Origin of the sequence: Dietzia cercidiphylli (genome assembly GCF_014145145.1) — a bacterium.
GTDB lineage: Bacteria > Actinomycetota > Actinomycetes > Mycobacteriales > Mycobacteriaceae > Dietzia > Dietzia natronolimnaea.
The window spans coordinates 1-16,757 of sequence record NZ_JAALEA010000371.1 but is presented as its reverse complement, the minus strand read 5'-3'; the positions used below and the strand labels follow the sequence as shown (position 1 = coordinate 16,757).

General features: G+C 68.6%; 20 protein-coding genes. 8 read left to right on the top strand and 12 right to left on the bottom strand.

Annotation, left to right across the window (positions count from 1 at the left end):
- A partial coding sequence (ku, locus tag G6028_RS13190; protein ID WP_338404222.1) for a non-homologous end joining protein Ku occupies positions 1–439 on the bottom strand: 439 nt, incomplete at its 3' end.
- Positions 440–511: 72 nt separating this feature from the next.
- Here ku and G6028_RS13185 point away from each other — a divergent pair.
- Entirely contained in the window at positions 512–1,279 is a 768-nt protein-coding gene (locus G6028_RS13185; RefSeq protein ID WP_241730754.1) for a sulfite exporter TauE/SafE family protein, read from the top strand.
- A 117-nt stretch (positions 1,280–1,396) separates the two neighbouring features.
- Here G6028_RS13185 and G6028_RS13180 read toward each other — a convergent pair whose 3' ends face one another.
- On the bottom strand, positions 1,397–1,573 hold the full coding sequence (locus G6028_RS13180) for a hypothetical protein (protein ID WP_017835826.1): 177 nt from the start codon (positions 1,571–1,573) through the stop codon (positions 1,397–1,399).
- 196 nt (positions 1,574–1,769) lie between these two features.
- Here G6028_RS13180 and G6028_RS13175 point away from each other — a divergent pair, with 196 nt between their 5' ends.
- From G6028_RS13175 to G6028_RS13165, 3 genes are all read left to right on the top strand, one after another.
- Complete coding sequence (locus G6028_RS13175; RefSeq protein ID WP_338404221.1) at positions 1,770–2,420, top strand: hypothetical protein; 651 nt, start codon at positions 1,770–1,772, stop codon at positions 2,418–2,420.
- Between the two features lie 209 nt (positions 2,421–2,629).
- Positions 2,630–3,595 carry an NADP-dependent oxidoreductase gene (locus tag G6028_RS13170; RefSeq protein WP_182638605.1) on the top strand — a complete coding sequence of 322 codons (966 nt, stop codon included), beginning with the start codon at positions 2,630–2,632 and terminating at the stop codon, positions 3,593–3,595.
- A gap of 30 nt (positions 3,596–3,625) precedes the next feature.
- Positions 3,626–4,075 (top strand): hypothetical protein, encoded by a 450-nt coding sequence (locus tag G6028_RS13165; RefSeq protein WP_182638606.1) that lies wholly within the window; start codon positions 3,626–3,628, stop codon positions 4,073–4,075.
- A gap of 223 nt (positions 4,076–4,298) precedes the next feature.
- Here the strand turns inward: G6028_RS13165 and G6028_RS13160 are convergent, their stop codons facing one another.
- Positions 4,299–4,796, bottom strand: coding sequence for an RES domain-containing protein (locus tag G6028_RS13160; RefSeq protein ID WP_338404220.1), 498 nt, complete (start codon positions 4,794–4,796; stop codon positions 4,299–4,301).
- A gap of 65 nt (positions 4,797–4,861) precedes the next feature.
- Positions 4,862–5,239, bottom strand: a complete 378-nt coding sequence (locus G6028_RS13155) for a hypothetical protein (RefSeq protein ID WP_182611159.1) — start codon at positions 5,237–5,239, stop codon at positions 4,862–4,864.
- 203 nt (positions 5,240–5,442) lie between these two features.
- Here G6028_RS13155 and G6028_RS13150 point away from each other — a divergent pair, with 203 nt between their 5' ends.
- A complete protein-coding gene (locus G6028_RS13150) occupies positions 5,443–5,826 on the top strand; it encodes a zinc-binding dehydrogenase (protein ID WP_017835832.1) in 384 nt (127 codons plus the stop codon).
- 445 nt (positions 5,827–6,271) lie between these two features.
- Positions 6,272–9,001 carry an ATP-dependent DNA ligase gene (locus G6028_RS13145; RefSeq protein WP_182659140.1) on the top strand — a complete coding sequence of 910 codons (2,730 nt, stop codon included), beginning with the start codon at positions 6,272–6,274 and terminating at the stop codon, positions 8,999–9,001.
- A 38-nt stretch (positions 9,002–9,039) separates the two neighbouring features.
- Here G6028_RS13145 and G6028_RS13140 read toward each other — a convergent pair whose 3' ends face one another.
- From G6028_RS13140 to G6028_RS17735, 7 genes are all read right to left on the bottom strand, one after another.
- Complete coding sequence (locus G6028_RS13140) at positions 9,040–9,465, bottom strand: hypothetical protein (RefSeq protein WP_194307027.1); 426 nt, start codon at positions 9,463–9,465, stop codon at positions 9,040–9,042.
- Positions 9,462–10,448, bottom strand: coding sequence for a hypothetical protein (locus G6028_RS13135; RefSeq protein WP_182659139.1), 987 nt, complete (start codon positions 10,446–10,448; stop codon positions 9,462–9,464). The genes G6028_RS13140 and G6028_RS13135 overlap by 4 nt, the downstream gene beginning before the upstream one ends.
- 242 nt (positions 10,449–10,690) lie before the next feature.
- Complete coding sequence (locus G6028_RS13130; RefSeq protein ID WP_182659138.1) at positions 10,691–11,191, bottom strand: hypothetical protein; 501 nt, start codon at positions 11,189–11,191, stop codon at positions 10,691–10,693.
- A 37-nt stretch (positions 11,192–11,228) separates the two neighbouring features.
- Positions 11,229–11,579 (bottom strand): hypothetical protein, encoded by a 351-nt coding sequence (locus tag G6028_RS13125; protein WP_182659137.1) that lies wholly within the window; start codon positions 11,577–11,579, stop codon positions 11,229–11,231.
- Positions 11,580–11,684: 105 nt separating this feature from the next.
- The gene (locus G6028_RS13120; protein WP_182659136.1) at positions 11,685–12,206 is read right to left on the bottom strand and encodes a DUF6328 family protein; all 522 of its coding nucleotides are present in this window, start codon (positions 12,204–12,206) and stop codon (positions 11,685–11,687) included.
- A gap of 102 nt (positions 12,207–12,308) precedes the next feature.
- Entirely contained in the window at positions 12,309–12,803 is a 495-nt protein-coding gene (locus tag G6028_RS13115; RefSeq protein WP_241730751.1) for a hypothetical protein, read from the bottom strand.
- Positions 12,796–13,965: a sodium:solute symporter family transporter gene (locus G6028_RS17735; RefSeq protein ID WP_277817606.1), complete on the bottom strand. Its 1,170-nt coding sequence runs from the start codon at positions 13,963–13,965 to the stop codon at positions 12,796–12,798. The genes G6028_RS13115 and G6028_RS17735 overlap by 8 nt, the downstream gene beginning before the upstream one ends.
- Between G6028_RS17735 and G6028_RS13105 the strand changes: the two genes are divergently transcribed.
- Positions 13,965–15,524, top strand: a complete 1,560-nt coding sequence (locus G6028_RS13105) for a hypothetical protein (protein ID WP_182659135.1) — start codon at positions 13,965–13,967, stop codon at positions 15,522–15,524. The two genes, G6028_RS17735 and G6028_RS13105, sit on opposite strands and share 1 nt — an antisense overlap.
- Positions 15,525–15,621: 97 nt before the next feature.
- Positions 15,622–16,506 carry an alpha/beta fold hydrolase gene (locus tag G6028_RS13100; protein WP_182659134.1) on the top strand — a complete coding sequence of 295 codons (885 nt, stop codon included), beginning with the start codon at positions 15,622–15,624 and terminating at the stop codon, positions 16,504–16,506.
- A 109-nt stretch (positions 16,507–16,615) separates the two neighbouring features.
- Here the strand turns inward: G6028_RS13100 and G6028_RS13095 are convergent.
- Positions 16,616–16,757: ATP-binding protein (locus G6028_RS13095; RefSeq protein ID WP_182659133.1), on the bottom strand; the 142-nt coding region annotated here is incomplete at its 5' end.

Here is a 16,757-nt window from a genome sequence, read left to right as displayed (position 1 = left end):
GAGTGCGGTTGCGCAGCGTGAACGTGCAGATGGCGAGCCGGTCGGTCTGTTGCAGAGCCTCGCGCATCAGCACGTACGCCCGGTTGGAGCGCGACGCCGGCTCGAGGAAGTACGCGTTGTCGAACGCCACCGGATCCACCTGATCCGCCGGGACGAACTCCGTCACCTCGATCTCGTGGTTCTGCTCCACCGGCAGGCTGGCCAGGTCGTCCTTGGTGAGGATGACCATCTCGCCCTCTTCGGACTCGTACGCCTTGGCGATGTCGGAGAACTCGACCTCCTCGCCGTTGTCGTCCCGCACCTTCTTGTAGCGGATGCGCACGCCGTCCTTCTTGTCGACCTGCCGCGCGTGCAGATCGTGGTCCTCCGTCGCCGAATACACCTTGACCGGCACGTTCACCAGACCAAAGGAGACCTCGCCCTTCCAGATGGATCGCATGGGATGAGTATGCGATATCGGGGCGCGTGGCGCCGCCGGTCGCAGGCAGGCGCACCTGGAATGCTGTGGTCCATGCCCGCCGACGTCGGTCCCCTCCTCCTGCTGATCGCGGCGGCGTCCGTCATCCTGGGCACGGTCCTGCAGCGGGTCAGCGGGATGGGGGTCGGGCTGGTGGTGGCACCCACCCTCACCCTGCTCCTCGGGCCCGTCGCCGGAGTACTGCTGACCAACGTCACCACCACCGTCTCCGCCGTGCTGATCGGGATCACGCTCCGCCGCGACATCGACTGGCGCCGGTACCGCCACCTCGCGCCCCTGATCGTCGTGGGATCCGTGCCCGGTGCGCTCCTGGTCGGCGCCGCCGACCGCAGCTGGCTCGAGGTGATCATCGGGGCCGCCCTGATAGGCACGCTGCTGATGACAGCCCTCGTACGCATCCCGCCCGTCAGCGGTGCCGTGCCGGCCGCGGTGGCCGGCACGGCAGGGGGGTTCCTCAACACCGCCGTGGGCGTGGCCGCGCCCGCGATGCTGGTCTACGCACAGGCCACCAACTGGAACCAACGGTCCTTCGCGGCGACCCTGCAACCCATCTTCTTCACCATGGGATTGACCTCGGTCATCACCAAGGTCGGCCTGGGCGCCGCGCCGATCTCCGGACTACCGCCGCTGCCGGTGATCGGGCTCGTCGTGGCGATGGTGCCGGTCGGCCTCCTCCTCGGCGGACTCGTGGCGAAGCGGGTCACCGCGACGGCGGGACGCAGGGTCGCCGTGGTGGTGGTGACGGCCGGCGCCCTCGCGCTCCTCGTGCGAGGCGTCGGGAGCGTGGCCGGGGTGATCTGAGTCGCAGTGGGCCGGACCGCGGTGGGAACGCAGAAAGACCCCGGGCCGCGGGTGCGGTCCGGGGTCTTGGGTCCGAGGTCTGCCCGGCCTTTCAGCTGGTCAGGAGAGACCGACTTGTCAGGAGATGCCGCCGAGGAGGTCGGTGGGCAGCATTCCGGTCAGCGAGTCGGTGCCGCTGCCGTTGCCACTGCTGGCCCCCTGGAGCAGCGAGCCGAGGCCGAGCGATCCCAGAATGGGGGCCGCGAGCGAGCCGATAGCGAGGGAGCCGAGCGAGCCGAGTGCATCTGAACCCATGGTGGACGTCCTTCCGGGCGGGTGCGTGTGGTGAGGTGGCGCCGTTGGCGCCTGCCCGGCCGATGGTAGCAGCGGTGTGGCGCACACAACACCGGTGAACGAGGGGCGCGATAGGTCCGGACTGCGCCGTTCGAGGTCGACGCCGGTTTCCGATATGACGGCTCCACAATGGTCTTCCGTCGTCCAGAATCGTCTCGTGAGAGAAATCGAGCTTCCGCGCCCCGACACGATGGCCCCACGGTGGTCCGCACTGGCCGCGGTGCTCGCCGCGTACGGGCCGCGCTGGGCGGAGTCCGCCTACTCGGACGGCTCCACCTGGCACTACGACGACGGCGGCGGCAACTGGGCCGATATCCGCTTTGTCAGTGACGAGCGGGCGGTGCTCCTCGGCCACGACCACGAGTACTCCACCACGTACTTCCGCGCCGCCGCGGAGTACTTCGGGCAGCCCGAGACCGACCTCCTGGCCGGCTGTCCCCCGTGGTGGGCGGAGGCGATCGGTGACTACCTCGAGCGCATCGATACCCACGGCATGTGGATCGGATTCATCTACGGATACGACTGCGGCACGTGGACGCGCGCCGACTACAGCGCCGACGACGGCTTCACCTCCCTGAACCTGCCGCTCCTCGACGACCGACTCGTACTCAGGCAGATCTTCGACCAACTCACGATGTCCGTCGGGGGCCGCCCGGCCGCGGCAGACCCCGACCCGCGGGACCTCGACCGGATGCTCGCAGAATGCCCCGACCTCAGCGCCGACACGGCTCAGGCGCTCCTGGGCGGGCGAGGTCTGGACGTCGACGCGGCCCTCCGCGCCGCCCAGCAGTTCCGGCGGAGGGGCTGAGCGCTCTGGCCCGATCTGCTGGCGGCGGTCCGCCGGGGTGCTCTGGTGGTGGTGACCGCTGGCGCGCTGATGCTGCCGGGGCGGGGCTCGGGGGCTTGGCCGCGGCGGTCTGAACGGGTGCGCGGTTACCATGCGGACACGTAGTCACTCGTGTCAACAATCAAGCGGAACCGCCCCGTTTTTCGCCGGTTCTGCGGGAAAGAGAAACAATGAGCGTCTCAGCTGGCCCCGTCCGCGCCGTCGGAGTGACGACCTACGGGGGCCCGGACGCTCTGCAGGTCGTTGACGTCCCGGCCCAGGAGCTCGGGCCGAGCGAGGTTCGCGTGCGAGTCACGGCCGCAACAATCAACCCCACCGACACCTACACGCGCAACGGTTCTCGGTCGAAGACCGGAACTCCGCGCGGAGCCGCAGACGTCCCGGGCATGGACATCGCGGGAACACTGGTCGAGATCGGTGAGGAGGCGACGACCTCCCTGTCGGTCGGCGACCGGGTGATGGGGATCGTGGTACCCCGCGACGAGCACGGTGCGTATCGCGAGGACATCGTCCTGCCTGCGCAGTCGATCGCCGCCGTACCCCGCGGTTCCGACGACGTCGCCGCGTCGACGCTTCCGATGAACGGCCTCACCGCTCGGCGCGCTCTCGACCTCCTCGACCTGCAGCCCGGACAGACTCTTGCGGTCACCGGGGCCGCCGGATCGACCGGTGGCTACGTCGTGCAGTTGGCCAAGCAGGCCGGCCTCACAGTTGTTGCCGATGCGTCCGAGGCGGACGAAGAGCTTGTCCGGTCGCTCGGCGCCGACAGAATAGTCAGGCGAGGAGACGGCGTCGCCGACCGCATTCTCGAGCTCTACCCCGACGGGGTCGACGGACTCTTCGACGGAGCCGTGCAGGACGCCGCCGTACTCCCCGCGGTCAAGACCGGTGGAGGCGTCGCGACCGTGCGGTGGTACCAGGGCGACGGCAGCCGGGACCTGAAGGTCCATGCCGTGAGCGTGGCGGACATGGCCGAGGAGCAGGGCAAGCTCGACGAGCTGCGGCAGCTGGCGGAAGACGGCGTGGTCACCCTCCGTGTGGCGGACAGCTATTCGCCCGCAGACGCGGGGCGGGCCCACGAGCGGCTCGAAGCCGGCGGAACGCGCGGACGGCTGGTCATCGACTTCACGAGGTGAGGCACGGGCACGTCGCCTCGCGGATCGGTGATGTGCACCGCGCCGCGCCACAAAGCCGCCGTCGAGCAAGTTCGGGCCGTTCTATACGCCCACGCACGCGGCGACACCTCGGCCGCTGGTGAGCTCCTCGAGGCGCTGGAGCTGACCGTCGATGCCTCTCCCCTGCCGATCTCCGACGCCCTGACCGTGGCCTCCCGCTTCGCCCAGCTCGCCCAGTCGGTGGCGCCGGAGCTGCCCGCCGCCGTCATCGCCAAGGTCGGCGACAGCGCACGGCTTCCCGACGCCCCGGACGGCATGGCCGGGCTGTGCGATGCGGTCCTGCTCGACTGCGACGCCGCCTCCGGCATTCGCACCGTGATCGGCGAGCACGGGCTGGCGTCCGCCCTCTACGCGGCCGCGGCCATGACCAGCGCGGTGTTCAGCTTGTGGTCGAGACAATCGGGGCGGTCGATGGACGACCTCATCAATAGCCACGCCTGACCGGCGACGTCGATGCAGCTGTTACGTAGGGGCTGACCGCGCTCCGCGTTCCACGTCCGTGCGCGGAGCGGGTGTCCGCGACGGCGGGGCGACGTGTTGCCGTCGTCGTCACTCTGGGGGCCCTCACCCTCCTGGGGCGAGGGATCGGGGGTTGGCCGGGGCGCTCTGAACGGTCAGGCGGTTGCCCTGCGAACAGCAGTCGCTCGTGTCGCTTCAGGCCGCGCTAGAAGATCCGTAGCCCGAAGCTCCCAGCGACTTTCTGGAGAGCGGTATTACCCAACTCCAGCCCCTCGCGTCTGCGTACCTGCAGCTCCGTGCCGTCGAATACTGCCCAGCACTCGTGGTTGCCGAGGCGCGAGACGTAGCGAATCCCCGAGTACTGTGGCGCGCCACTCGAGTCGGTGGCTGCGTAGATCCAGGTGGAAACCGCTCTCGTCACGGCCCTGTTACGTCCGCGCAGCGCAGCGACATCGAGAACGCTCACGCCCAGCGCGTCGAGCTGGGGTGCCATCGCCGAGGTGAGGAACTCGTGGGTGTCAGGGTCCTCGACATCGACGAATGGCAGCGGATCGATCGTTGCCGCTTCGATCATCAATCGCCGCGCCCGCCAGTCCTGCGGCACGCCCCCGCCGGCCACATCGAAGCGGTTGCCCGAGCGGGTGAGCGCGGCGTCCGCAGCGTTGATCCGAGAATGGTCGAGTTCGCGCCCACGCCGGACCACTCGGTACAGGCTAGCCGGCGGATGAACCACAGCCGGCCCAGAGAGATGGGAAGTCGCCATCAACCTCAACCACCGGCCACGAACGCCCGGGCCGCGGCCATGACCTCGCGGTGCTGACCGTCTGCGAGCGCCTCCGCCGGTGAGACGTCGTCGAGTTGCGGGTTCATACCCATGAACCACGCGCGCACCGTTTGCGGCGCATCGACAGTCTGGATCAGCTGGAAGACCTGGAATGCGACTCGTAGATTCGCCTCTCCTGATGCGCGAGCTGCAGCCCCCTCAGCCCAGCGACTGACGGTACGCCGGTCCACCCCGGCGATGTGCGCTGTTAGCGCTGAGCCAAGGTGATCGATCAGGAAGCGGGCGATGTCCTGCATCGACCCTGTCACGGCGCTGCGGTGCGCCGCGCTCGACCGAGCTCCTGCATTGGTGTCCGTGGCCATTTCCGTAGCTCCCCACTAAGATGACGCGCTTCTCTTATCCCTCCAATGTCCCATAAATGCCCGCCTTGTGTCAGGGCGCCGAGAGCACTCGCTGTCACTCGGCCATGAGTCGTTCGCGGCCCTCGCGCCCCACCCGCGCCGAGAAGTCAGCCGGTAGAGGGCGGGCTCGTCGTCGTCACATAGACCCAACAACCCACACCGACGTGCCAGGCGGCGCTATCGCCCCGATCAGCGGGGTCTTCGTCGCCGACCGCATCCTCGAGCGCTACCCCGACGGGGTCGACGGCCTATTCGATGGAGCCGTGCAGGACGCCGCCGCACTCCCCGCGGTCAAGACCGGCGGGGGCGTGGCGACGGTGCGGTGGTACCAGGGCGACGGCAGCCGCGACCTGAAGGTTCATGCCGTGAGCGTGGCTGTCATGGCTGAGGAGCAGGCCAAGCTCGACGAACTGCGGCAGTTAGCGGAAGACGGCGTGGTGACACGCCGCGTTGCGGACAGCTACGCACCCGATGACGCGGGGCGGGCGCATGAGCGGCTCGAATCCGGTGGGACGCGGGGGCGGTTGGTCATCGACTTCACGCGGTGAGGCACGGGCCAGTCACGGGTCGCCTAGAGCCTTACCTTCTCTACTGGGGAGCAGGCGACGTGCGCAACGAGGCCGCAGGAGCAGGCCACGTAGCGACTATTCGAGGTGTCCGCGACTCCGGACATGCGTAAGGCCAGGGTCCCGGTCTGCCCCAGGTGCACCTGGCCTTGCGACTCGCCCGACACCCACGGTGCCGCGCTCACACCTCACGATACTCCACCGCATTCCAGGAACAACGCCAACTCGATGGCCGGCTGGCCCGGCGGCCGATGAGTGGCCCCGACTTCGATCGGCCTGAACAGGCGGCGACCAATGCACCATCTCCAACCCGATCCGACCGGATTGAGCGCAGTCACGAGGCGCCGCTTCTAGACGGCGCAGTTAGGTAACCGCGCGAATACCGCAGCCGGTCGCCAGTGTCCGACTCGAGTGCCAGAGTGGACCCATGGCGAGCAAGAGCGCGAAGGAATCCGTCGAGGTCGACGGGCGGACCATTAGGTTCACCCACCCCGACAAGGTGCTCTACGACGCGACCGGCACCACCAAGGCCGACGTGCTGGAGTACTACCTCGCCGTGGCGCCGCACCTCATGACGTACGCCGGCCAGCGTCCGGTGACGCGCAAGCGCTGGCCCGACGGCACCGAGGACAAGTCGTTCTTCGAGAAGAACCTGCCCTCCCACGCGCCCGACTGGGTGTCGCGGGTGGCGATCGAGCACTCCTCGCGCACCGTCACCTACCCGGTGCTCGACTCCCCCGCCACGCTGGCGTGGTTCGCCCAGCAGGCCGCGCTCGAGCTGCACGTGCCGCAGTGGACACTGTCCGACGGCGAGCCTGGGCGGACACGGCGGATCGTCATTGACCTGGATCCCGGCCAGGACGTCGACCTGGATACGACGGCGAAGGTCGCGCTGCGCGTCCGAGATCTCCTCTCCGAGGCCGGACTGGACGCCTTCGCCGTGACCAGCGGATCCAAGGGCATCCACCTCTACGCCCGCCTGGATAAGGCCGTCTCCTCCAAGGGCGCGTCCGCGGTGGCCAAGCAGATCGCCCAGTCGCTGGCCACGCAGACACCGGACCTGGTCACCGCAACCATGAAGCGCTCGATCCGCGACGGCAAGGTGTTTGTGGACTGGAGCCAGAACAGCGGCGCCAAGACCACCGTGGCGCCCTACTCACTGCGCGGCCGCGCCGAGCCGTGGGTCGCGGCCCCGCGCTCGTGGGAGGAACTCGGCGACGGCGGGCTCACGCACCTGCACTGGGACGAGATGCTCAAGCGACTGGAGTCCGAGGGCGACCTGCTCGACGGCCTGGAGGGACCCGCGAAGAAGGGCGGCGCGACCAAGAAAGGCGGTGCGTCCACGAAAGGTTCCGCCAAGAAGACTGCCGCCAAGAAGTCGTCGGCATCGCGGGAGAAGAAGTCGGGAGGCAGCAAGAAGAGCTCGTCGTCGTCATCGGATGACGGGGACCCCGAGCGCGGCGGTTCCGATTCTTCCGGCGCCGATTCCGGCGGTTCCGATTCGACCCGGGCCGCGTCCGAGGAGGGCTGCGACGCCGGTCCCACCGACGCTGACGCCGTGGTGACCAGCCTTGAGGAGTACCGCCGCAAGCGCGATCGCCGCAAGACTCCGGAGCCGTTCGACGGCGAGGTCGACACCGATCGCTCCGACGGCGACGGTCCGATCTTCGTGATCCAGGAGCACCACGCGCGCCGTCTGCATTTTGACCTGCGGCTCGAGCATCACGGCGTGCTGGCGTCGTGGGCCGTGCCCAAGAACCTGCCGACCGAGCCCAAGGACCGGCGGCTGGCCGTCAACACCGAGGACCACCCGCTGGGCTACGAGACGTTCGAGGGCACCATCCCCAAGGGCGAATACGGCGCCGGCCACATGACCGTCTGGGACCGCGGCACCTACGAGTGCGAGAAGTGGCGCGAGGACGAGATCATCGTGTGGCTCAACGGCGATAAGGTCTCCGGCCGGTACGTCCTGGTGCGCACAAGCGCCGAGAAGAACCAGTGGATCGTGCAGTACATGAAGGACCAGTCGCCGGACTCCTTCTACGGCGGGCGCGACAACCCGAAGTCGTCCTATCCCTCGGATGAGGATCGCTCCGGAGGGTCAGACAAGGCGCCTTCCCGCGGCTCGGTCACGGCGGCTACCCGCAGCTCGAACAAGCCAGCCTCGCGAGGTTCGGGCGATGAGCGGACCCGCGACTCGGACATGGCCGGCCGCCCCGACGCTCCCCCGCTGCCGATGATCCCCACCTCTGGGTCCGTGACGGACCTGCCCGAGGACAAGTGGGCCTTCGAGGGCAAGTGGGACGGCTACCGCGTGACCGTGTCGACCGACGGCACTCAGTGCCGCCTGGTGAGCCGCAACGGCCACTCCATGGACTGGCTGGCCGACGGATTCCCCGGCCTGGCGGAGGCGCTGGAGAGGCCGGTGATGCTCGACGGCGAACTGGTCGTGCTGGACTCGCACGGGGTGCCCGACTTCGCGGCCCTGGCCAAGCAGGCGGCGGCCGAGGGGCAGGACCAGTCGCTGCCGCAGGTGGAGCTGTTCGTCTTTGACGTGCTCGAGGTGGACGGGGTGGACCTGCGCCGGGAGCGGTGGGAGCGACGGCGCGAGGTGCTCGACCTGCTGACCCCGGTGCTCAACGCGGTCGAGCGAGTGCACGTGCCGGGAGTGCTCGACGGCCCCGGCGACCGCGCCCTCGCCGAGGCCGAGGAGTTCGGCTGGGAGGGCATCGTGGCCAAGCGGCGGGACTCGCACTACCAGTCGGGCCGGCGGGCCAAGACTTGGCTCAAGGAGAAGCTGCTCACCACTACCGAGGCCGTGGTGGGCGGTTGGCGACCGGGCAAGGGCGGCCGCTCCGGCTCACTCGGCTCACTACTGCTCGGACTGCCCGCGCAGACCGGGCTCACCTACATCGGACGCGTGGGCACGGGCTTCACTGACCGGCAGGGCAAGGCTCTGCTCGAGGAACTCGAACCGCTGCGCCGCCGCTCGAGCCCCTTCCTCGAGGACCTGCCTTCAGACGCCCGCCGTGACGCCATCTGGGTGCTGCCCAAGCTCGTGGTGGAGGTCCGCCATCAGGGGATCACCGAGGACGGCGTGCTGCGGCAGTCGTCGTGGCGCGACATCCGCCGGGACAAACTGCCGGGGGATCTATAGGGGTTCGGTAGTGTCCGGAGCGGTGGGCAGGCACTGATTCAGAGTTCGATGGGGTTGTCGGGCGTGCCATATTCCGCCCAGAACTTGCCGAAGTCATCGAGACCTGCCAAGGGCGAAGACTGAGCCAGTTCAACGATTCCGCGCACTACTGCATGCACCATCTGCGGATCGCCAGCCTCCATGGCCTGATCGAGGCGAACGAACATCGCGTCACTGGACTGGCGGCGCTCGGCAAAGACGCGATCGAAATACATCTTCAGGGTGGCCTCGGCCGCCTCGATGCGAGCAACCTGCACACTCTCCGCAGCGGCAATCGCAGCCCGCCTTGTCCGCTCCGTCTGGGCGAGTTGGCCATACTCGCGTGCCACCTGCACGATCTCGCCGAGAGCGTTTAACGCCTCAAGGGGACCTATCGCCCCCGCGAGATTGTGCGCGACCTTATTGTTACCTGCTGCCGGATTCACGATTCTGGCTCCTTCACCCACGCCTTATGCTTCACCACGAAAGCGGCCGTTCCCTCACTCAGTTGGCCATCCTCATCAACGAGACCTGCCGACGCTACGTCACGAACGGCGAGAGTCGTCACCAACGCCAACTGGAACGGACCCGCATGTAGCTCGGGATCGAACTGCTGCTCCTCTAGCGCATCCAGAGCAGACACAGCTCGATCGACCAGGTCATCGAGAATGGACCTCATCTCGACAGACCTTGAGACGATCGCATCGAACTCGACTCTAGTCCGTTTCATTTTGGCGATCGCCTCAGCAACCTCGGCTTGGTTGACCCGCGCCTTCGACTTCGCCTTTGTTCCTTGCCCAGCCACCATGAACCCGCTCACAAGGATTGCTGGTCCGATGGTGACAAAATTGAGCGCGAGCGCCCCGGCCGCCATTCCGCCACCGCCGGCTGCGAGGCTCCCCCCGCCGAGCGCGGCGAGCGTCGCGTTACTCGCGGCGACTCCGGAAAGCGTCGAAATCGCTGTTCCCGTACTCGCGCTTGCAAGGGCGGTGACAGCAGCCGGGACCCCCGAGTTGATGGCCATACCCACTGCCGCAGAGCTAAACATTCCCCCGATCCAGGCCATAGAGTCTTGATCGAGATCCCGGCCGATCGCCACCCTTCCGCTGGACGCCTCCAATCCGTCAAGGAGGAGCTTCTCGCTCTCTGAGACCTGCTTCTCATTCCGTCGTAGAAATTCGGCAAACCGCTCCACGACCAGCCTGATAGCTCGCTCCTGCCGTTCACCGAGCTCTAACACCGCTGCGTTGGTCTTAGTCTCGAGCTCCTCCATCACAGAGCGTTCCGCCTCGTACTGCTCGACCGCCTGGCGGACTGACTTGTTCGCCTTCTTGATGTCGAATCCGCCCTTGAATCCGAGGGCGGTGCCTCCTACGCCGCTGACAGCACCGACTCCGATAATTGCAAGTGGAATAAGCGGCAGAACCATGGCAGTCCTTTCAGGGCCTGTGCGGCAGTCGCAAGGGTCCTGCGCGCTTTGCTAGTGGACCCGATCGGGCCACTGCGGATCATCGTCAATAATCCCTTCCGTTGCTCCGCAAGGCCTCCGAATCGCCAAAAGTCGGACGACCGACGCAGGCCTTGATCCGGCCCATTCCACCTCGACTCGTTGGAATAGACGATCCCGTCGAGGCCCAGCCCTTCGACCATGCCGCTGTCACCCCGGCCCGGCTACCGGAAGAATCGTCCGAACCCGCGCTTCCCGGCGGCGTCGTACTGGTGAACCAGGTGCCTGAGCCGCAGGTTCAGCTCATCCATCCGGGCGGTGCGCACTAGAAAATCGTCGATCGCCTCCGATCCCGGCCGGGGATCGTTGAGCAGCGCGTCGGCATCCTCGAGCACGTCCAGGAATTCCGGGTCCCGCGCCGCCCGCTCCTCGATCTTCGGAAACCTCTCGACCAGTGCCGTCCCCACCGCCCGGCTCTCCCGCAGGTCGTACCAGGACTCGACTGTCAGTGAGAGCGCCCTGTGCGCCGCGTCGTGGGCCGCTTCGACCGACGCGGTCGCCTTCTTGGCCGTCACCTGTAGCGGATCCACCCCGGCCAGGAGTCTGCGGCGATGGGCGAGCTCGTCGATCGCCGACCGCACCAGCCACGTGGTGTACCAGAACCAGCCCGCGATCACCGCCAGGAAAAGCAGGCCTATGACCACGGGGACGAGGAGCCTCAGCACGGCGTCCACCGCCCGGTAGCGCGACCCCCGAGCGCCCTCATGACCCCATCACCAGCGCGATCACGATCGACAACGGGACCGCCAGCGCCACCCCGGCGCCGACGAGCTTGGCCGTGGCCGACCACAACAGTCGGGATGCCTCGGTCTGCGCACCCTGCTCGTCGATCACGCAGGCCTCTCTCGCCGCCACCTCCACCCGGGTGGCCGTCGCCTCCGGCCAGCCTCGCGGCACCCGGCGCAGCGGATTGCGACCGAGGTCATCGGCGGTGAGGGCGGCACGTTGGCCTGACCATTCCCGCAGACCTGCGTCCAGTCGGGTGCGGGCCTGCTCGGCGGCAGCGTTCTGCTGCCGGGCAACGGAACCGGAGTAGATCTCCATCGACGCCATCGGGAACGGCCACCTCCCCCTGCGCTGTCGCGGGCCGGAACGGAACGGAACCCATTGTCCCACCAGGAGGGGCAGGCGCCGTGTCATTCCGGACACACCCGCAGCTCAGTCGGCGACGTACGGGTTGGTCGCAGCGCGATGGCGGACCCGGGCGGGCACCACGAAGAGCATGACCGCCACGAGAACCGCCATCGCCGCCCCGGCCGCGAACCCCGGCAGCGTCCCGAGCACCAGCGAGAACACCAGCGCGGCCAGCCCCACCAACGCGATCGACAACATGACCAGGCCCACGCGGGCCAGCGTCGCGGACAGTCGCAGCACCCGGTCCTTACGGTGGGAGCGGAACACCGCGCGGTGGATCATCACCGGGGCCAGCAGGACGACCGTCGAGGCGAGGGCGAGCGACAGGACCACCAGGTAGAGGGCGCGACCGCCGCCCCCGATGTCCGCGAACCGGTCCTGGAACGGCACCACCAGCAGGAAGCCGGTGAGGACCTGGCCGCCGGTCTGGACGATGCGCAGCTCCTGGAGCAGCTCGATCCAGTTGCGGTCGATCCGCTGAGCCTCGGTCTCGTCGCGCTCCACGGCCAGGTCCTCGCGGGGTTCCCCGGTGCCCTCGACGTCCATGTCGCTCCCTTCGCCGCGTGCCCCCATCGTCGTCCGCCCGGCTCGGCGACGGAAGCGCTCCCGGCACATCCGCGGAGCGACCACACCAAGTGGCGGCGGCGCTCAGGCCGCGGCCGCCAGCCTCTTCTCGTCGATCGTGCGGTCGAAGACCAGCGCGTAGAGCAGGCCCGCGCCCACTGCGGTATAGGGCCAGAGAAGATAGAAGATCACTCCCATCGACATCGGCAGGCCCCAGAGCACGGCGTCCCCGGATGCGGTGAGGATCGACCACAGCACCAGCACGCCCAGCCCCGAGCAGTAGGCGACGATCGCGATGGTCGACACCCTCTCCCACGAGCCGTCGGAGTGCAGGGAGCCGAGGAGCATCATGATCACGGCGAAGAGCGGCACGGCGATGAACACCATCTGCCACGTGTCGGTGAACATCCCGAGCAGCGCGAAGGCGGCCACTGCCACGAACGCGTGGATCAGGATGCCCGCGCGCTTGTGGTCGGGCTCCGGAGCGTCCGCGGGGTCCAGTGCACTGTCGAGACCGCCGTCGAGTGCGCGGCCGCGTGCGGTGGGATCCGAGGCGGGATCAGAGGCGTGATCAGACATGGTCGTTCCTTTCGGTGGACGTGGCGGTCGGGGCCGACGCCGCGGTCGTGGTGGACGCGGCGGTCGGGGTGGCAGCCGCGCCGCTGAGCTGCGGATCGCTCCCAGCCCTCCGGCCGCTGTACAGGTATTCCAGGGTGGCGTCGGGGTGACGGTTGGAGGTCATCAGCGAGACCACGTAGAACAGCAGGATCGACACGAGCAGTGAGATGCCGCCGACCTGCATGAATGCCGGGACGGAGATGATCTCCCGCGCGGCCAGCGAGGTGATGATCATGTTGCCGAGGATCGCGAACGCCACCGTGACCGTCGCGGCGGTGGCCGTGGCGCGGTGCCAGTAGATGGACATGACCACCGGACCCACGATCGCTGCGGCGAACGCGGCCCAGCCGAGCGCGCCGAGCAGGAACACCACCTGCGAGAGGAACAGGGTCAGCAGGACCGACAGGACCACCAGGGTCAGGCTCGCGATCCGGCTCCACAGCAGTTCCCGGACCACCTTGATGCCAAAGGCGCCGGGCAGGTCACGCATCATCGACGAGGCGCCGATGGTGATGAAGCTCGAGGCCGAGGACATGATGGCCGCGAGCAGGCCGGTCAGCGCGATGCCGCCGACGATCGGATTGGTCACCGAGTCGAGGAACCAGATGGCGGTGTCGTCGATGTTCTCGAGCTCCGGGGCGTCGCCGGTGATGGTCATGGAGCGGGTGGACAGGCCGATGCCCACCGAGAACAGGGTGGTGATGGCGTAGGCGATACCTGCAACGGCTGCACCCCACTTGAGCTGCGTCATGTCACGGAGCATGAGGAACTTGGTGAGCAGCTGCGGCTGGCCCACCGCACCCACGAAGATCAGGAGTCCAAACGCGAAGATGTAGGTGGGGGCCTGCACGCCGTCGATCGAGAGCAGCTCCGCGCTCGTGGTGGAGATGGTGTCGAGCATGGGGAGCCAGCCACCGGCCACCTGGACGGCGAAGATGAACAGCCCCACGGACATGACCACCATGAGCACGCCCTGGACGAGGTCGGTCCACACGGCCGCGAGCATGCCGCCGGCCATCGTGTAGGCGGCCACGACCATCGAGCCGATCCAGGCGCTGGTGGCGAGCCCGAGATCCTGCTGGGCATATCCGGCCCACCGAGGCGACGTGGTCCGACAGCGCAGTGGGCGCGGCCGAGTTCGGGGCCGCCAATCCGCACCAGAACACGCGCTTCGCCCGCGCGATGTCGACCTTCGGCCAGATGGAACGAGCGGTCCGGGACAGCGACGTCGGCGCCGTCACCGCCTTCCGCCAGAGCCCCGACACGTCCCGCCAGGTCGTCGGTCCGGCGACGCACAGCAGCACCGGCTCCTTTCCCACTTTCCTGCTCCCCCTGACCACCGTGGGATTCTCGTGCTCGACGCTCGATGCGCAGTCGCGGTGCGAGAACGGGAACCCCACCGGCGTGGCCGCCGCCACCGCCGGCGCGGTCTCCGAGACCCGATCTCTGGACGTGCGGACGGCCAGCATCCTGGGGGCGGACCTGGTCAGCTACTCGGGCAGGAACCCGATTCGCGCGACCGCGGCCTGCTCCCCCACCGCCGGGGCGGCGACCCTGAGCTCGGACGGGCCGGTGATCCTGGGGCGGAACGGTCTCTTCGAGCAGGAGGTCCGCGTGGCGATGCCCGGTCCGAACTCGGAGCAGACGGGGTACCGGAGCTGGGGCAGCTACGACTACGTCGCCACCCTCCAGCACGTGAGGAAGGAGGGTCCCGGATACGCCCTGTCCCAGCTGCGGCTGCGCGTCAATGCCACCGGCACGGGCGGCGCCGAGCGCTGGAACCTCACCCTGATCCTCGCTCACGCCGAGTGTGGGGTCGACCGGGCTGCCACGGCGGCCCCCACCCGTCCGACCCCCGGCGAGTGGCCCGTCCTCTCGGCCCAGTCGAATCGGATGATGGCTGTTCAGGCCGATGCCCCGACCGCCCTGCAGTCCGAGGATGCCGACCCAGAGGGCGTCGAGCCGTCCAGCGACAAGTCATCGGTCCCGTCATCCCCGTCCACCGACGACGCGCCCGCGGTCGACTCGGAGCCGGGGGCGACTGGCGACAAGTCGGAGTCCGGGGCGACGACAACGACGGCACCCGCGACGACCACGCCGGTCGCGCAATCCGAGCCCGCCGAGCAGTCAGCTGGCGCGGACGCACAGCAGCGGCCGGAGAACGTCGCGCCCGGCCGGTGGTTCACCGTGATGGGCCGCAGCGGCGTCGAGTTGGCTTCGGCGAGAATCTACGACATCGTGCGGACTCCCGGCTGCGGGGTGGCGCTCACCCTGAGCATCACCACCTCGGCGGAGGCGGGCCCGGACCGCTGGTCGTCCCTCAGCCCCGGGGACTTCGCCGAGCTTCGGCCCAGTGGGGCGACCCGCGATGCCAGGACCGTCAGCTCGGACTGCGAGCAGTCTGCAGTCTCGACGACCACGCGCCTGTCGCCGGACCGCGAGTACGAGATAGTGATCGCATTCCAGCTCGACGACTCGGCGCAGCGGGCGATGCTCCGGCCCGAGGGCACCGCCGGTTGGGCCTTTGACCTGCCGCCGCTGTCCAAGGTCGCCGTCGTCGCCACCACCGTCGCCACCACCACCGCGGCGCCGGTTCCGTCCGCTGTTCAGACTCCCGAGGAGCGCACGCCCGCGGCCAGCGCCCCGGCCACCGTGGCTCACACCGTGGAGTCCGGCGCCTGATCGAAGGACGGGACCCGCCGATCCGCTCCCGTGGCGCCACCAGAGTCCTATGGTTCGAGTACCCCCTCACGCACTTCCCCTCCAGAGAGTCCTTGCCATGACAACGCAGACCATCGACATCCCCCACCTGGGCGGGTCGACCATCGGTTACAGGTTCGCCCGGCAGTACGACCCCGCCCTGCCCACGCTGGTGATGATCAACTCGTTCACCACCTCGGTCGAGCTGTACCGGCCGCAGTTCGCCAATTCGGATCTCGCCTCGCGGATGAACCTTCTGGCGATCGAGCCCTACGGCCACGGAGAGTCCCGCGCCCGGTACCGGCACTTCACCTACTGGGACAGTGCGATCGCGAACCTGCAGGTGCTCGACGCCCTGGGGATCCCCAAGGCGTTCGCCCTCGGAACCTCGCAGGGCGGGTGGATCGCCACCCGCATGGCGTTGCTCAATCCCGGCACGGTCGAGGGCATCGTCATCTGCGGCACCTCCATGGATTACGAGAGCCCGGCCAGCATGGAACGCGGCTGCTGGAACGGGTCCGAGTTCTGCAGCCCCGCCATCGAGGCGCTCGCCGAGCCCGTCGGTGAGGACTGGGTGGTGGACGACGACTTCGTGGTGGCGGTGCTCGGTGCCGGCCTGGGAGAGAACGTCTCCGACGCGGAGCGGGACTTCTGGATCCAGACCTACCGCACCAACTATCGCGGCGACGAGGGCCGGCGTCGCCTACGCACCAGCTCCATCAACCTCCGCGACCGCGACGGCCTGGAGGCACGGCTGGGCGACGTGCACTGCCCTGTGCTCTGGCTGCAGGGCACCGCCGACCAGGTGTACTCGGTGGCCAACGCCGCGGACGGCATCGCCCGGTTCACCGGCTCACTGTCCGCCACCCTGCAGATCGTCGAGGGCGGCCAGCACTTCCTCACCGCCTCCGACCCCGAGGTCGCCGACGCCGCCACCCTCGCCTTTGTGGAGCAGTGGTCCTGAGGCCGGTCCGACCGGCACGACAGGGCGGGACGCTGCCCGGCCGGCGCCACCGCTCTCTGCTCGATCCAGCCGCGCGGGTAGATTCCGTCAGCGCATTCGTCGTCGTCCCTCAGGCCCGCACCCGCGGCAACAGCACCCGGAACGTCGCACCCCGGCCGGCGGCGGTCTCCACGCCGACCGACCCGCCGTGCGCCTCCACCAGCGACCGCACGATCGCCAGCCCGAGCCCGCTCCCCCCGGTCGCGCTGGTC

What these genes read in the sequence shown, in the direction of transcription:
- G6028_RS13115 (WP_241730751.1), bottom strand. Translation starts at nt 12,803, where the DNA reads ATGTCTGATCACGCCTCTGATCCCGCCTCGGATCCCACCGCACGCGGC.
- G6028_RS13100 (WP_182659134.1), top strand. Translation starts at nt 15,622, where the DNA reads ATGACAACGCAGACCATCGACATCCCCCACCTGGGCGGGTCGACCATC.
- G6028_RS13120 (WP_182659136.1), bottom strand. Translation starts at nt 12,206, where the DNA reads ATGGACGTCGAGGGCACCGGGGAACCCCGCGAGGACCTGGCCGTGGAG.
- G6028_RS13155 (WP_182611159.1), bottom strand. Translation starts at nt 5,239, where the DNA reads ATGGCCACGGACACCAATGCAGGAGCTCGGTCGAGCGCGGCGCACCGC.
- G6028_RS13170 (WP_182638605.1), top strand. Translation starts at nt 2,630, where the DNA reads ATGAGCGTCTCAGCTGGCCCCGTCCGCGCCGTCGGAGTGACGACCTAC.
- G6028_RS13125 (WP_182659137.1), bottom strand. Translation starts at nt 11,579, where the DNA reads ATGGCGTCGATGGAGATCTACTCCGGTTCCGTTGCCCGGCAGCAGAAC.
- G6028_RS13145 (WP_182659140.1), top strand. Translation starts at nt 6,272, where the DNA reads ATGGCGAGCAAGAGCGCGAAGGAATCCGTCGAGGTCGACGGGCGGACC.
- G6028_RS13135 (WP_182659139.1), bottom strand. Translation starts at nt 10,448, where the DNA reads ATGGTTCTGCCGCTTATTCCACTTGCAATTATCGGAGTCGGTGCTGTC.
- G6028_RS13185 (WP_241730754.1), top strand. Translation starts at nt 512, where the DNA reads ATGCCCGCCGACGTCGGTCCCCTCCTCCTGCTGATCGCGGCGGCGTCC.
- G6028_RS13165 (WP_182638606.1), top strand. Translation starts at nt 3,626, where the DNA reads ATGTGCACCGCGCCGCGCCACAAAGCCGCCGTCGAGCAAGTTCGGGCC.
- G6028_RS13180 (WP_017835826.1), bottom strand. Translation starts at nt 1,573, where the DNA reads ATGGGTTCAGATGCACTCGGCTCGCTCGGCTCCCTCGCTATCGGCTCG.